The 15,110-nt window shown below is 68.9% G+C and carries 12 protein-coding genes; 10 read left to right on the top strand and 2 right to left on the bottom strand.

The genetic code is table 11. The features are described 5' to 3' along the window. From R6V09_RS27805 to R6V09_RS27770, 8 genes are all read left to right on the top strand, one after another. Positions 1-1,303 (top strand): gamma-aminobutyraldehyde dehydrogenase (locus tag R6V09_RS27805; RefSeq protein ID WP_317884180.1); only part of this gene is annotated, 1,303 nt, incomplete at its 5' end. A gap of 56 nt (positions 1,304-1,359) precedes the next feature. Continuing rightward, complete coding sequence (locus tag R6V09_RS27800; RefSeq protein WP_317884179.1) at positions 1,360-2,607, top strand: ABC transporter substrate-binding protein; 1,248 nt, start codon at positions 1,360-1,362, stop codon at positions 2,605-2,607. 5 nt (positions 2,608-2,612) lie between these two features. After that, on the top strand, positions 2,613-3,767 hold the full coding sequence (locus R6V09_RS27795; RefSeq protein ID WP_317884178.1) for an ABC transporter ATP-binding protein: 1,155 nt from the start codon (positions 2,613-2,615) through the stop codon (positions 3,765-3,767). Next, positions 3,767-4,693 carry an ABC transporter permease gene (locus R6V09_RS27790; RefSeq protein ID WP_317884177.1) on the top strand — a complete coding sequence of 309 codons (927 nt, stop codon included), beginning with the start codon at positions 3,767-3,769 and terminating at the stop codon, positions 4,691-4,693. The genes R6V09_RS27795 and R6V09_RS27790 overlap by 1 nt, the downstream gene beginning before the upstream one ends. Continuing rightward, positions 4,694-5,494: an ABC transporter permease gene (locus R6V09_RS27785; RefSeq protein ID WP_317884176.1), complete on the top strand. Its 801-nt coding sequence runs from the start codon at positions 4,694-4,696 to the stop codon at positions 5,492-5,494. Positions 5,495-5,523: 29 nt separating this feature from the next. Further along, the gene (locus R6V09_RS27780; RefSeq protein WP_317884175.1) at positions 5,524-6,951 is read left to right on the top strand and encodes an NAD(P)/FAD-dependent oxidoreductase; all 1,428 of its coding nucleotides are present in this window, start codon (positions 5,524-5,526) and stop codon (positions 6,949-6,951) included. 128 nt (positions 6,952-7,079) lie between these two features. After that, a complete protein-coding gene (locus tag R6V09_RS27775) occupies positions 7,080-7,535 on the top strand; it encodes a hypothetical protein (RefSeq protein WP_317884174.1) in 456 nt (151 codons plus the stop codon). A 101-nt stretch (positions 7,536-7,636) separates the two neighbouring features. After that, positions 7,637-9,436 carry a chitinase gene (locus R6V09_RS27770; protein WP_317884173.1) on the top strand — a complete coding sequence of 600 codons (1,800 nt, stop codon included), beginning with the start codon at positions 7,637-7,639 and terminating at the stop codon, positions 9,434-9,436. Here R6V09_RS27770 and R6V09_RS27765 read toward each other — a convergent pair. Continuing rightward, complete coding sequence (locus R6V09_RS27765; protein WP_442810148.1) at positions 9,424-9,999, bottom strand: phosphatase PAP2 family protein; 576 nt, start codon at positions 9,997-9,999, stop codon at positions 9,424-9,426. The genes R6V09_RS27770 and R6V09_RS27765 overlap by 13 nt on opposite strands. A 478-nt stretch (positions 10,000-10,477) precedes the next feature. Continuing rightward, positions 10,478-11,812 carry a 4-aminobutyrate--2-oxoglutarate transaminase gene (gabT, locus tag R6V09_RS27760; RefSeq protein ID WP_317884172.1) on the bottom strand — a complete coding sequence of 445 codons (1,335 nt, stop codon included), beginning with the start codon at positions 11,810-11,812 and terminating at the stop codon, positions 10,478-10,480. Positions 11,813-12,070: 258 nt separating this feature from the next. Here gabT and R6V09_RS27755 point away from each other — a divergent pair, with 258 nt between their 5' ends. Next, on the top strand, positions 12,071-14,461 hold the full coding sequence (locus R6V09_RS27755) for an ATP/GTP-binding protein (RefSeq protein ID WP_317884171.1): 2,391 nt from the start codon (positions 12,071-12,073) through the stop codon (positions 14,459-14,461). Between the two features lie 133 nt (positions 14,462-14,594). Further along, positions 14,595-15,110, top strand: a 516-nt coding sequence (locus R6V09_RS27750; protein WP_317884170.1) for a PucR family transcriptional regulator ligand-binding domain-containing protein, incomplete at its 3' end; no start/stop codon positions are given.

Below are 15,110 nucleotides of genomic sequence, written 5' to 3'. Positions count from 1 at the left end.
CCCCGGCGAGCGCTCCGACGCGCTGCACCGCTTCGCCGCCGTGCTCGCCGAGCGCGCGGACGACTTCGCCCGCGCCGAGTCCCTCCAATGCGGCAAGCCCCTCAAGCTGACCCGCGAGTTCGACATCCCCGGGACCATCGACAACACGGCCTTCTTCGCCGGTGCCGCACGGCATCTGCAGGGGCAGTCCGCCGGTGAGTACTCGGGCGACCACACGTCGTACGTACGCCGTGAACCCATCGGCGTCGTCGGCTCCATCGCGCCCTGGAACTATCCCCTCCAGATGGCCGCCTGGAAGATCCTCCCGGCGATCGCCGCGGGCAACACGATCGTCCTCAAGCCCGCCGAGCTGACCCCGCTCACCTCGCTGATGTTCGCCCAGGCCGCCACCGAGGCCGGCATCCCGGACGGTGTCATCAACATCATCACCGGCTCGGGGAAGGAGGCCGGTGAGCATCTCGTCGGGCACCCGGATGTAGCCATGACCTCCTTCACCGGCTCCACCGCCGTCGGCAAGCGCGTCGCCGAGATCGCCACCGCCACGGTCAAGCGCATCCACCTGGAGCTCGGCGGCAAGGCGCCCTTCGTGGTCTTCGACGACGCCGACCTCGAAGCCGCCGTCAACGGAGCCGTCGCCGGTTCGCTCATCAACACCGGGCAGGACTGCACGGCCGCCACGCGCGCGTACGTGCAAAGGCCCCTCTATGAAGCGTTCGTCCAGAAGACCGCCGCCCTCATGGCGAGCGTCCGGGTCGGCGATCCCTTCGCCCCGGGCACCGACCTCGGGCCACTGATCTCGCACGTCCAGCGCGACCGCGTCGCCGCCTTCGTCGACCGGGCGCGTGGCTACGCGCGCGTGGTGACCGGCGGCGAGGCTCCTCAGGGAGATCTCAAGAACGGCGCCTACTATCGCCCCACCCTGGTCGCGGACGCAGCCCAGGACAGCGAGATCGTCCAGTCGGAGCTCTTCGGCCCCGTCCTGGTCGTCCTGCCCTTCGACACCGACGACGAAGGCATCGCGCTCGCCAACGACACCCCGTACGGCCTCGCCGCCTCCGCGTGGAGCCGGGACGTCTACCGGGCCAATCGCGCGACCCGCGAGATCAAGGCGGGCTGCGTGTGGATCAACGACCACATCCCGATCATCAGCGAGATGCCCCACGGCGGATACAAGGCGTCCGGCTTCGGCAAGGACATGTCCGCCTACTCGTTCGAGGAGTACACCCAGATCAAGCACGTCATGTTCGACAACACGGCGGTGGCCCGCAAGGACTGGCACCGCACGATCTTCGGGGACCGATAGCAGAACTGACGGCCGCCCAAGGCGCCGCCGTCTCCTCCCGAAAGGGCAGCACGCGCATGAAGCAGTACGAGCCCGACCGCCTGACCCCGGCCGAAGTGGCCGCCGTGCGGCGCAGCTTCCGTAAGAGCAGGTCCGCCATGACCCGCCGTTCGGTGCTGCGCGCCTCCGCGGGCGGCGCGCTCGCGGTCGGCGGACTTGGGGCCCTGAGCGGCTGCGGGATCCCCGCGGCAGGCAAGACGCAGGGCGGCGTGTCCGCCGACGACCACTCGGCCACGGAGAAGGAGATCGACTTCTCGAACTGGCCCGAGTACATCGACACGGACGACAGCGGCAAGCACCGGCCGACCCTGGACGCGTTCACCAAGCGGACCGGCATCAAGGTCAAGTACACCGAGGACATCAACGACAACGACGAGTTCTTCGGCAAGATCCAGCCGCAGCTCGCCGCCGGCCAGGCCACCGGCCGCGACCTGATCGTCCTCACCGACTGGCTGGCCGCCCGCATGATCCGGCTGGGCTACGTCCAGAAACTGGACGCGTCCAACCTGCCGCACGCCTACGCCAACCTGTCGGACCAGTTCCGCAGCCCCGACTGGGACCCGGGCCGGGCGTACTCGTACGTGTGGCAGGGCATCTCGACCGTCATCGCCTACAACAAGAAGGCGCTCGACGGCGTCGAGGTGAAGTCGATCTCCGACCTGCTCGACAACCCCAAGCTCAAGGGGCGCGTCGGCTTCCTCACCGAGATGCGCGACAGCGTCGGCATGACCATGCTCGACATGGGCAAGGACCCGGCGAAGTTCACCACCGACGACTACGACGCGGTCATCGCCCGCCTCCAAAAGGCCGTCGACAAGGGCCAGATCCGCCGCTTCACGGGCAACGACTACACGTCCGACCTCACGAAGGGCGACTTCGCGGCCTGCGTCGCCTGGGGCGGCGACATCGTGCAGCTCCAGTCGGACAACCCGGACGTCGGTTACGTCATCCCCGAGGCCGGCTACATGACGTCGACCGACAACCTGCTGATCCCCAACAAGGCGCGCCACAAGACGAACGCCGAGCGGCTGATCGACTACTACTACGAGCCCGAACCGGCCGCCGAACTCGCCGCCTACGTCAACTACGTCAGCCCGGTCGCGGACGTGAAGCCCTACCTCGCAAAGATCGACAAGTCGGCGGCGAGCAACCCGCTGATCCTTCCCGACAAGGCCATGGCGGCCAAGTCCCACGCCTTCCGCTCCCTGAGCTCGAAGGAAGAGACGGCCTACCAGCAGAAGTTCGCAAAGCTCACAGGGGCGTGACGACGATGAACACCAAGGACAACAGCGGCGACGTCCGCCTCTCCGGAATCAGCAAGACCTACGACAACGGCTTCACCGCCGTCCAACCGCTCGACCTGACCGTCCCGCAGGGCTCCTTCTTCGCCCTGCTCGGTGCGTCCGGCTGCGGCAAGACCACCACCCTGCGCATGATCGCCGGCCTGGAGGAACCTTCCTCCGGCACCGTCCACCTCGGCGACCAGGAAGTCACCAACCTCCCGCCCTACAAGCGGCCGGTGAACACCGTCTTCCAGTCGTACGCCCTCTTTCCGCACCTCGACATCTTCGAGAACGTCGCCTTCGGTCTGCGCCGGCGCGGCATCAAGTCGGTGAAGCAGCAGGTCGTCGACATGCTCGACCTCGTTCAGCTCGGCGAGCAGGCGCGCAAGAAGCCGCACCAGCTGTCGGGTGGCCAGCAGCAGCGCGTCGCCGTCGCCCGCGCGCTGATCAACCACCCCAAGGTGCTGCTCCTCGACGAGCCCCTCGGCGCCCTCGACCTCAAGCTGCGCCGCCAGATGCAGCTGGAGCTCAAGCGCATCCAGACAGAGGTCGGCATCACCTTCGTCCACGTCACGCACGACCAGGAGGAGGCCATGACCATGGCCGACACGGTCGCCGTGATGAACGCGGGCCGCGTCGAGCAGCTCGGCTCGCCCAGCGACCTCTACGAGAACCCGAACACCACCTTCGTCGCCAACTTCCTCGGCACCTCCAACCTCATCGAGGCCGAGGTCGACGCCAAGTCCGGCGACGACATCGTCCTCAAGGCGGGCGGCGGCAAGCTCGTCCTCCCCGAGGCGCGATGTTCCGCGCCCACGACGACCGGCGGCAAGGTCCTGGTCGGCGTACGCCCGGAGAAGATCACCCTCACGCACGCCGACGACGCCGGTGAGATCCCGGCCGGCCGCAACCGCATCACCGGCAAGATCGTCGACTCCAGCTTCATCGGCGTCTCCACCCAGTACGTCATCGACAGCCCGGTCTGCCCCGAGTTCGAGGTCTACGCCCAGAACATCGACCGCGACGCCCGGCTGCGGCCCGGCGCCGACGTCGTCCTGCACTGGAACCCGGCCCACACCTTCGGCCTCGACGCGGCGCAGGACATCGACGCGGGCGTCGACACCGAGGAGGAGGCCGCCTGATGGCCGCTGTCACCGAGGCGCCGCCCCTGGCGCCCGCGCCGGAGGAGAAGCCTCCGCGCAAGAGGCGGGGCCGCTGGACGCCGTACTGGCTGCTGCTGCCCGGCATTCTCTGGCTGATCATCTTCTTCGCGCTGCCGATGATCTACCAGGGCTCCACGTCGATCCAGACGGGCTCCCTGGAGGACGGCTACAAGGTCACCTGGCACTTCGCGACCTACTGGGACGCGGTGTCCGAGTACTGGCCGCAGTTCCTGCGCTCGGGCCTCTACGCCGCCGCCGCGACCATCCTGTGTCTGCTGCTCGGCTACCCGCTCGCGTACCTCATCGCCTTCCGCGCGGGCCGCTGGCGCAACCTGATCATGATCCTGGTGATCGCGCCGTTCTTCACCAGCTTCCTGATCCGCACGCTCGCCTGGAAGACGATCCTCGCGGACAGCGGCCCGGTCGTGAGCGCCCTCAACACGCTGCACGTCCTGGACGTCACCAACTGGCTCGGCTGGACGTCGGGCGACCGCGTCCTCGCCACGCCACTCGCGGTGGTCTGCGGACTGACGTACAACTTCCTGCCGTTCATGGTCCTGCCGCTCTACACCTCCCTCGAACGCATCGACGGACGGCTGCACGAGGCGGCCGGCGACCTGTACGCCAAGCCGTTCACCACCTTCCGCAAGGTCACCTTCCCGCTGTCGATGCCCGGCGTAGTCTCCGGCACCCTGCTGACCTTCATCCCGGCGGCCGGTGACTACGTCAACGCCGAACTCCTCGGCTCCACCGACACCCGCATGATCGGCAACGTCATCCAGACGCAGTTCCTGCGCATTCTGGACTACCCGACAGCCGCGGCACTCTCCTTCGTCCTCATGGCCGCCATCCTCGCCATGGTGACCATCTACATTCGCAAGTCCGGGACGGAGGATCTGGTTTAAATGGCAGTCGTACGCTGGTTCAAGCGCCATTTCGTCGTCATCGCCGGCCTGTTGACGCTCGGATATCTCCTCCTTCCGAACGTCATCGTCACGGTGTTCTCCTTCAACAAGCCGAAGGGGCGCTTCAATTACGAGTGGCAGCAGTTCTCGCTGGACGCCTGGAAGCAGCCGTGCGGTGTCGCGGACATGTGCGGCTCGCTCTCCATCAGCCTCCAGATCGCCGTCTGGGCGACCATCGGCGCCACCGTCCTCGGCACGATGATCGCCTTCGCGCTGGTCCGCTACCGCTTCCGCGCCCGCGGCGCCGTCAACTCGCTGATCTTCCTGCCGATGGCGATGCCCGAGGTCGTCATGGCGGCCTCGCTGCTCACCCTGTTCCTCAACATGGGTGCCCAACTGGGCTTCTACACCATCCTGATCGCCCACATCATGTTCTGCCTCAGCTTCGTCGTCACCGCCGTCAAGGCCCGCGTGATGTCGATGGACCCCCGCCTGGAGGAGGCGGCCCGGGACCTCTACGCCGGACCGGTGCAGACGTTCGTCCGGGTCACCCTCCCCATCGCCGCCCCCGGAATCGCGGCAGGCGCGCTGCTTTCCTTCGCGCTCTCCTTCGACGATTTCATCATCACCAATTTCAACGCGGGTTCGACCGTCACCTTCCCCATGTTCGTCTGGGGTTCGGCACAGCGCGGGACACCCGTTCAGATCAATGTCATCGGTACGGCCATGTTCCTCGTCGCCGTATTGTTGGTGCTCTTCTCGATGGCGATCACCAACCGCCGCAACAAGGTAAAGGCATAACCGCTAGCGCCCTGTAGGGAGTTGAAATCATGGCCCCAAGCGCCATGAGCCGTAGCAACAACTGGACCAAGTCTCTTTCCGAAGTCCGGCCGGTCCCGTACTGGCTGGACGACCCCGGCAAGCCCCACCCCGAACCCGCGCTCACCGGCGCCGAGACCTGCGACCTGCTGGTCGTCGGCGGCGGTTACAGCGGACTGTGGACCGCGCTCATCGCGAAAGAGCGCGACCCGCAGCGGGATGTCGTCCTGCTGGAAGGCCGCGAGGTGGGCTGGGCCGCCTCGGGCCGCAACGGCGGTTTCTGCGCCGCCTCGCTCACCCACGGCCTGTCCAATGGCCTCACCCGCTGGCCCGACGAGATCCACAGACTGGAGGAGCTGGGCGCCCGCAACCTCGACGCGATCGAGGCGGCGGTCGCCCGCTACTCCCTGGACTGCGAGTTCGAGCGCACCGGCGAGATCGACGTCGCCACGCAGCCGCACCAGGCCGAGGAACTCCACGACTGGCACGCCGAGTTGGAGAGCAAGGGCCTCGCCGACGGCACCGAGTTCCTGGACGCGGAAGCGGTCCGCGAACAGGTCGCCTCCCCGACCTTCCTGGCCGGTCTGTACGACAGCCGGGGCGTCGCGATGCTCAACCCGGCAAAGCTGGCCTGGGGGTTGAAGCGCGCCTGCCTCCAACTCGGCGTCCGTATCTACGAACACACCCCCGCCCTCGCTCTCAAGTCGTTCGGCGCGGGCATGGCCGTACGCACCTCCTACGGCTCGGTCCGCGCCCGCCGGGTCGCGCTCGGCACCAACATCTTCCCGAACCTGATCAAGCGCGTCCGCTCGTACACCGTCCCGGTCTACGACTACGCACTCATGACAGAGCCGCTCTCCACCGACCAGTTGGCATCGATCGGCTGGAAGAACCGCCAGGGCCTCGGCGACTCGGCGAACCAGTTCCACTACTTCCGGCTCTCCGCCGACAACCGCATCCTGTGGGGCGGTTACGACGCGATCTATCCGTACGGGGGCCGGGTGCGCGCCGAGTACGACGACCGGCCGGAGACGTACGCCAAGCTCGCCGAGCACTTCTTCACCTGCTTCCCGCAGCTGGAGGGGCTCAACTTCAGCCACGCGTGGGGCGGCGCGATCGACACCTGCTCGCGCTTCTCGGCGTTCTTCGGCACCGCCCACCAGGGCAAGGTGGCGTACGCGGCGGGCTTCACCGGACTCGGCGTCGGCGCGACCCGCTTCGGCGCCGACGTGATGCTCGACCTGCTCGCGGGGGAGCGGACCGAGCGCACGGAACTCGAAATGGTCCGCAAGAAGCCGCTCCCCTTCCCGCCCGAACCCTTCGCCTGGACCGGCATCGCGCTCACCAAGTGGTCGCTGGCCCGCGCGGACGACCACGGCGGCCGGCGCAACCTGTGGCTGAAGACGATGGACAAGCTGGGCCTCGGCTTCGACAGTTGAGCCGTGCTCCTGCTTCGGTGTGACCCGGTTCACTCCATCGGGGTGCCGGAACCCGCGTAATGCCGCGAGCCGACCTCCCTCTCTCCTGTGACGCGACCAGCGTCGACATGAGAAAGGGAGGTCTCCTCATGACTGGGGCGAAGACGGCCGTCGAGTGGCTGGCATCCGTGGCTCCGGATCCGGAGGCCTGCCGCTGGGAATGGGAGCGCAATCCCCTCGGGATCGCGCTGCTGCCCGCCGGCAAGGCCTGGGACGTACTCATCCTGCCGGGTGAGCTCGGTTATCCCACGCTCGATGTGCTCACCCGGGTCATCGATCAACCGGGCCCGGTACTCGTCGACTTCGGCGACGCACGCATGGGCTTCCTCGTACCACCCGGCACCGCCGCCCGCTGGCTCGGCACCGGGATCCGCACGGCCGGACCCGGCACCTGGATCGTCGTGCCGTACCCCGGCCGGTCGACCGGCGGAGTCCGCTGGCTGGTACCGCCGGACGGCTCCGGCACCCTCACCGATCCCGCACTCCTCGAACTCGCCATGCACGAGGCGGCGGCGGGGCTGGCCACGGGGGGCGAGGACGAGTAGCCGACAGATGCCCAGCCAGTAGACGTCTTGACAACGGCAATTGGTCTGGACCAAATTGGGCGCGCTCCACCCCTCCAATTCCCCCATGCCCGGAGGCACTTGTGGACCGCTCCAGACCTGTACTAGCCGTGTTCGCGACCGTGGCCCTGGCCGTGTCCGGCATCACCGCGCTCTCGTCGGCCGCCCGTGCGGCCGACGCGGACCTCGCGAAGAACGGAGGCTTCGAGTCCGGCCTCGACAGCTGGTCCTGTACCGCGAGCAGCGGTACGACGGTCAAGTCGCCCGTGCACGGCGGCAGTTCGGCGTTGCAGGCGACCCCGGCCGGCAACGACTACGCCCAGTGCGCGCAGACGGTGACCGTGAAACCGGACTCGCAGTACTCGCTCGCCGGCTATGTCCGCGGCAGTTACGTCTACCTCGGCGCGAGCGGCACCGGCACCACCGACGTCTCCACCTGGACCCAATCGGCCCCCGACTGGCAGCGGTTGACGACCAGCTTCCGCACCGGCCCGTCCACCACCAAGGTCACGATCTACACGCACGGCTGGTACGCCACCGGCGCCTACTACGCCGACGACATCTCCCTCACCGGCCCGGCGGTCGACGTGGGCCAACCGCCAACCACCCCCACAGGCCTAGCCGTTGGCACCGTGACCTCCTCCTCCGTCGCCCTCTCCTGGTCCGCCGTCACCGGCGCGACGAGCTACGCGATCTACCGCGACGGGGTGAAAGCCCAGACGGCGAGCGGCACTTCGGCCACCGTGAGCGGCTTGTCGTCCGCGACGGCGTACAGCTTCCAGGTCACGGCGGTGAACGACGCGGGCGAGTCCGCGAAGTCCACGGCGGTCACCGCGACGACGTCCACCGGCTCGGGCCCCACCTCCGGCCTGCCCACCCACGCCCTCGTCGGCTACCTCCACGCGAGCTTCGCCAACGGCTCCGGCTACACCCGCCTGTCCGACGTCCCCGACAGCTGGGACGTCATCGACCTGGCCTTCGGTGAACCCACCTCCGCCACCTCGGGCGACATCCGCTTCAACCGCTGCCCGGTCAGCGAGTGCTCCAACGTCGAGAGCGACGCCGACTTCAAGGCGGCCATCAAGGCCAAACAGGCGGCCGGCAAAAAGGTGCTGATCTCCATCGGCGGCGCCAACGGCCAGGTCCAACTGACCACGACGGCGGCCAGAGACACCTTCGTCTCCTCGGTCTCGAACATCATCGACACCTACGGCCTCGACGGCCTGGACATCGACTTCGAGGGCCACTCACTGTCGCTGGACGCGAGCGACACCAACTTCAAGAGCCCCACAACTCCCGTGGTGGTCAACCTGATCTCGGCCCTGAAGACCCTGAAGGCCAAGTACGGCGCGAAGTTCGTGCTCAGCATGGCGCCCGAGACGTTCTTCGTGCAGATGGGCTACCAGTTCTACGGCACCGGCAAGTTCGGCGGCCAGGACCCGAGGTGCGGGGCGTATCTGCCCGTCATCTACGCCCTGCGCGACGACCTCACCCTGCTGCACGTCCAGGACTACAACTCGGGCCCGATCATGGGTCTCGACAACCAGTACCACACCATGGGCGGCGCCGACTTCCACATCGCGATGACGGACATGCTGCTCACGGGCTTCCCGGTCGCGGGCGACACCACCAACGTGTTCCCGGCCCTGCGCCCCGACCAGATCGCCATCGGCATGCCGGCGTCGGTCAACGCGGGCAACGGTTACGTGGCTCCCGCCGAGGTCACGAAAACCCTGGACTGCCTGACGAAGAAGGTGAGTTGCGGCTCGTACGCGACCCATGGCACCTGGCCGACGCTGCGCGGCCTGATGACCTGGTCGGTCAACTGGGACCGCTACTCGAACTGGGAGTTCCAGAAGACCTTCGACGGCTACTTCGGCTGAGGGTCGTTTCGAAAGCGGCTGAGAAACAGCCACAGTGACGCGAGCAGTACCGCACCGAGGCACCAACTGGCCACCACGTCCAGTGGCCAGTGGTAGCCCCGCCTGACCAGCCCGAAGCTGACGCAGGCGACGAGCAGGGCGCAGATGGCGACGGCTCCGCGGCGGGCGTACGACGTCCGGAGCCAAGGGAGGAGAACCAGGGTCGAGGCGCCGTACGCGATCATCGCGGTGGCCGTGTGGCCGGAGGGGTAGTAGCCGGTGCCGGGCGGTACCGCCGGGGTGCCGCCGCGGGCGATCAGTTCCTTGAGGGGGACGACCAGCGCCGGGACCAGGGCCATCAGCACGGCCGCCGCGAGAGGTGGCAGCCACCAGTGGTCCGTACCTGTGACACGGCCGCGCCAGGCGACGTAGAGGAGCACTGCGACGAGAACGGATACCGCGACCTGGACGTTGCCGAGGTCGGCGAGGAGTTCGGAGAAGCGGTCCGGGTGGACGAGTGCGCGGCTCGCACGCTCGTCCGGGCGGAGGAGTGGGCCGTCGGCCGCCACCTGCCAGGTGATCACCGCGAAGAGCAGCGCGGGAAGGGCCAGAAGGAGCCAGAAAAAGGAGGTCGGCCGGCCCGGAACAGGGGGGGTAGTTCCGGGCCGGCCGTCCGGATCGGATCGTCGGCCGCCCCGGGGGGTTTGGGGCGGGCGACTGTCCGATCGGTGAGGAGATTCGGAGCCAGAGGCTCCTGTTGTGTGCGCGAGGGCACGACCAGGTCGAAGCTGGGGAGGCCTCGGCCTGAAGTCGCCCACAGTCCCCTGTGGGCGGGGTGTATCTCTCATCTGGGTAGAACCTACGGCAGTGACTCAAGGGAAGACAGGCGGAATCGCGTCCCGTCATGCACCCCGCACACCTTCTTCACATGGCCTGACGCCCGCCGCCCCAGCCTGTGAATCACTGTGGATGAAAGGGCTGGGGCGGGTGGGACGCCTGGGGTGCGGCTCTTGCGCGGGGGCCGCGTTTCCCCTGTGGCCGGGAAGTACGGGAGGGGGTGGCTCAGATGCGTGCGAACGCCTGCTCGATGATGTCGAGGCCCTCGCTGAGCAGGTCGTCCCCGATGACCAGCGGGGGCAGGAAGCGGAGGACGTTGCCGTAGGTGCCACAGGTCAGGACCAGCAGCCCCTCCTGGTGGCATGCCTTGGCGAGCGCGGCCGTCGCCTCCGGGTTCGGCTCCTTGGTCGTACGGTCCTTGACCAGCTCGATGGCGATCATCGCGCCGCGCCCGCGCACGTCGCCGATGATGTCGAACTTCTCCGCCATGGCCCCGAGCCGGACCTTCATGACCGACTCGATGTTCTTGGCCTTGGCGTTGAGGTCCAGCTCCTTCATGGTCTCGATCGCACCGAGCGCACCGGCACAGGCGACGGGGTTGCCGCCGTACGTACCCCCGAGCCCACCGGCGTGCGCGGCGTCCATGATCTCGGCGCGCCCGGTGACGGCGGCGAGCGGCAGACCGCCCGCGATCCCCTTCGCGGTGGTGATGAGATCCGGGACGACCCCCTCGTCCTCACACGCGAACCACTGCCCGGTACGGCAGAACCCGGACTGGATCTCGTCGGCGACGAAGACGATCCCGTTGGCCTTGGCGAACTCACTCAGCGCGGGCAGGAAGCCCTTCGCCGGCTCGATGAAGCCGCCCTCGCCGAGGACCGGCTCGATGATGATCGCGGCGACGTTGTCGGCCCCGATCTGCTTGTTGATCATGTCGATGGCCTGCGCGGAGGCCTCGGCACCGGCGTTGTCCGGACCGGTCGGCCAGCGGTAGCCGTAGGCGACCGGCACGCGGTACACCTCGGGCGCGAACGGCCCGAACCCGTTCTTGTACGGCATGTTCTTCGAGGTCAGCGCCATGGTGAGGTTGGTCCGGCCGTGATACCCGTGGTCGAACACGACGACGGCCTGCCGCTTGGTGTACGCCCGCGCGATCTTGACCGCGTTCTCGACGGCCTCGGCGCCGGAGTTGAACAGCGCCGACTTCTTGGCGTGGTCACCCGGGGTCAGCTCGGCCAGCGCCTCCGCGACCTCGACGTACCCCTCGTAGGGCGTGACCATGAAACAGGTGTGGGTGAAGTCGGCGAGCTGCGCGGTGGCACGGCGTACGACGGCCTCGGCGGAGGCGCCGACACTCGTCACCGCGATACCGGAACCGAAGTCGATGAACCGGTTCCCGTCGACGTCCTCGATGATCCCGCCGCCCGCGCGCACGGTGAACACGGGCAGCACGGAGCCCACACCGGCCGCGACCGCGGCGGTACGGCGGGCCTGCAGCTCCTGGGACTTCGGGCCGGGGATCGCGGTGACGACGCGGCGCTCCTGCGGAAGTGCGGTCATGAGGGGCTCCTGGGGTGGTGCGGACGCTTACGCGCTTTCCTGTTTCTTTTTCTTCCTTTCTCGCAGGCTAGGACCGGGGACGAGGGGTGGGCATGCTCCATGTGGGCGGTGTCGGCGCCGCGGGTTGTCCGCCGTGGACAGTGCCGGGTTCGCGGAGCTTGTCGCGGGCCTGGCCGCGTAAACGGTGAACTGCCCTTGTGGGCGCGTTAGATTGACTCGCTGACGGTGTACGGAACGGCTGGTCAAGGGGCGAGGGCGATGGACAGCGACGGGACGCGGGACGCGCGGGGCACGCATGCGAATCCTGTGCCGCGTCCGGCACGGCCTGCGGAGGCGCCCGGAGTCCCGCCGAGGCCGACGCACGCCCCGGGCGCGTCCGGCACCACCGTGGCCGACTGGCTCAACGAGCCCCGGCCCGCCGCCGGCCCCGGCATCTGGCGGTTCGGGTATCGCGTGCCCAAGCCGGAGAAGAACACCGAGCGACTGTCACCGATCACCATCGTCGGCGTCGTCGTCCCGCTCGTCGTGGGCATGGTGCTGTGGTCGCTGTGGCGGCACGGCAGCATCCCGTACCAATGGGCGCTGCTGAAGGTGTTCACCCCGGACGACTGGTGGTGGGCCGGCACCACCGCACCCAAGGGCAAGGGCTTCGACGCCGTAGCGGTGGCCGACGGTGTGTTCTTCGCCATCCTGGTCTACGGCATGGGGCGCCTGGGGAGCTGGCCGGAGATCATCCGGCACCTCGTCACGCGCCGCCCGCAGCCGGCCCGGGCGCTGCTCGCGCTGCTGGGTGCCGTGGTCGCGGAGAACCTGGTCGTGATCCCGAGCGTTTTCGACGTCGGCTGGAACGCGCTTCCGGTGGCCGGTCCGGTCTACCACCTCATCAACCTCTTCCCGGGCGGCTACGACTTCATTTCCACGCCTCTGATGGGCAACCTGCTCTACGTGGTCATCGGCGTACTGCTCCTCTGGCCGTTCGCCCGGATCGGCGGCTGGCTGCCATTTCTCCGCGAGCGGTACGCCCCGCGCGACACCGCCGCTGTCGCGGCCGCCGCCGAGCAGGCGCCGGCTGTCGGGTCACGGGCCCACTGGCCCGAGCTGCGGGAGGCCGGGCAGTTCCAGGCCGCGGACGTCCTCACCGCCGAGGTGCTGGCGGGGCGGATGAACGACGTGGACTGCGCGCGAGTCGAGCATGCCTGGCGGCGGGCTCGGCGGACAGGGGAGCTCACCTCCTTCACGCAGACCGTGCTGCGGGCCGCCGGCGGCGCCTGGATTCACCCCTCCGGCTCCCGTGACCTGCCCGGCCGCATCGCGCGGCACGATCTGCTGGCCGGTCAGGTGCGGATCGGGAACTGGGCGCCGGGTGAGCGCACCCCGCTCGCCTACCGCGGCATCGGCACCGCGCTCGGCCCGGACACACTGGGGACCTCACTGCTCGTCGTCGGACCCTCGGGCTCGGGCAAGACACGGCACGTGGTGCGGCCGGTGGTCGAGAACCTCACCCTCCAGGCCCTCACCGGCCGGTGCGCGGTCGTCGTGGTGTGCGCGGCCGGTGCGCCGCTCGGCCCGGACGAGGCGTTCGACGTGATCGTCCGGGTCGGGGACCCGGCGTCCGTCCACGACCTCGACCTGTACGCCGAGTCCGGCGACCCCGACGAAGCCGCCGCCCTGCTCGCGGAGGCCTTGGTCGGAGACCTCGACACCGTGGACACGCAGCGTGCCGCCGGCGCCCTGGCCCAGCTCCTCGGGCCCTACCGGGCCGCGTACGGGAGGTTCCCCGCACTGCCCGTACTGCGTGAACTCCTCGAGGGTGAGCCGAGGGTGCTGGCGGAGCTGACCGGGGCACTCAGTGACGACGGACACGCCATGATGCGGCGCGAACTCGACTCCCGCCTGCGCCATGCCGGCGGTGGCAACGACCCCGGCCAGGCCCTCGCCGACCGGCTCGCACTGCTCGACCGCCCGGTGTTCGCCGAGTTCTTCGGAGCGGGGGGCGGGACCGTACGGCCGTTCTCGCTGCGGGCCGTCGCCCATCATCCGCTGCGTGTCCGTATCGACCTGCCCGAGCACGGGCACGACGAGGCGGCCCGGCTGCTCACCCGGCTGGTCCTCGCTCAGTTCACCGCGGTGGTGCGGGGCCGTGAGCGCGGGCATTTCGCCTGCCTCGTTCTCGACGACGCCACCGGCACCGTGACCACCGAGTCACTGCGCCGGATACAGCGGCTGCGCTCCGAGAACGCGGGGGTCGTCCTCGCCCTGCGGACCGTCGGCGACGTGCCCGAGGCCCTGCACGGCCCGCTGTACGGCGCGGTCGGCTGTCGGATGGCGCTGGCCGGCGTCACCACTTGGGACGGCAGCCGCTTCGCGCGTGCCTGGGGCACCGAGTGGGTGGAGACCACGGATGTCGCCAAGCACACCGTCTTCGCCGACCAGCCCATGACCCGCGCCATCCATGCCCTCCGCAAGCTGATCACCGGCAAAGCCGTGACCACGGAGGCCGTCACCGTCCGCCAGGTCGAGCGGGAACGCTGGTCCGCGTCCGAGCTGGCGCACGGTGTGCCTGCTGGGCACGCGGTGTTGTCGCTGACCAGTGTGAAAGGGGAACACGCGCCTCCGCTGCTGGTGGATCTGCGGGGGCCGGGGCACTGAACCGGACATACGGGGGCGTGGCGACCATACGGTGAGGCAGAATCGGGGCAGGTCGTTCATACGTGGCGGCCAAAAGTACGCGGCGGCCCAAAGACCGACGTAATCGCCTGTTCTTCTCCCACCTGAAGGCCCCATGCCCCCCACGCTCGCCTCGCTCGTCCACCACTCCGCGCTCAAACTCACCGTGCGCGCCGGCGAGGACCGCCTGGACGTGCCCGTTCGCTGGGCCCATGTCAGTGAGCTGGCCGACCCGGTGCCGTACATGGAGGGCGGGGAGCTGCTGCTGATCACCGCGTTGAAGCTGGACGCGGAGGATCCCAAGGCCATGCGGCGGTATGTGAAGCGGCTGGTGGGGGCGGGGGTCGTAGGGCTCGGGTTCGCCGTCGGGGTCAACTACGACGAGATCCCGAAGGCGCTTGTCGACACGGCGGCGGAGGAGGGGCTGCCGCTGCTCGAAGTGCCCCGGCGGACCCCGTTCCTCGCGATCAGCAAGGCCGTCTCCGCCGCCATCGCCGCCGACCAGTACCGCGCCGTGACCGCCGGGTTCGCCGCGCAGCGCGAGCTGACCAGGCAGGCCCTCACCGACGGCCCGGAAGGACTGCTCGGCGCGCTCGCCGCGCAGGTCGACGGGTGGGCCGCGCTCTACGAC

This window comes from Streptomyces sp. W16, from assembly GCF_033194735.1.
GTDB lineage: Bacteria > Actinomycetota > Actinomycetes > Streptomycetales > Streptomycetaceae > Streptomyces.
Note: the sequence above shows the minus strand (reverse complement) of the source record. Positions and strands in the feature narration are given on the sequence as shown.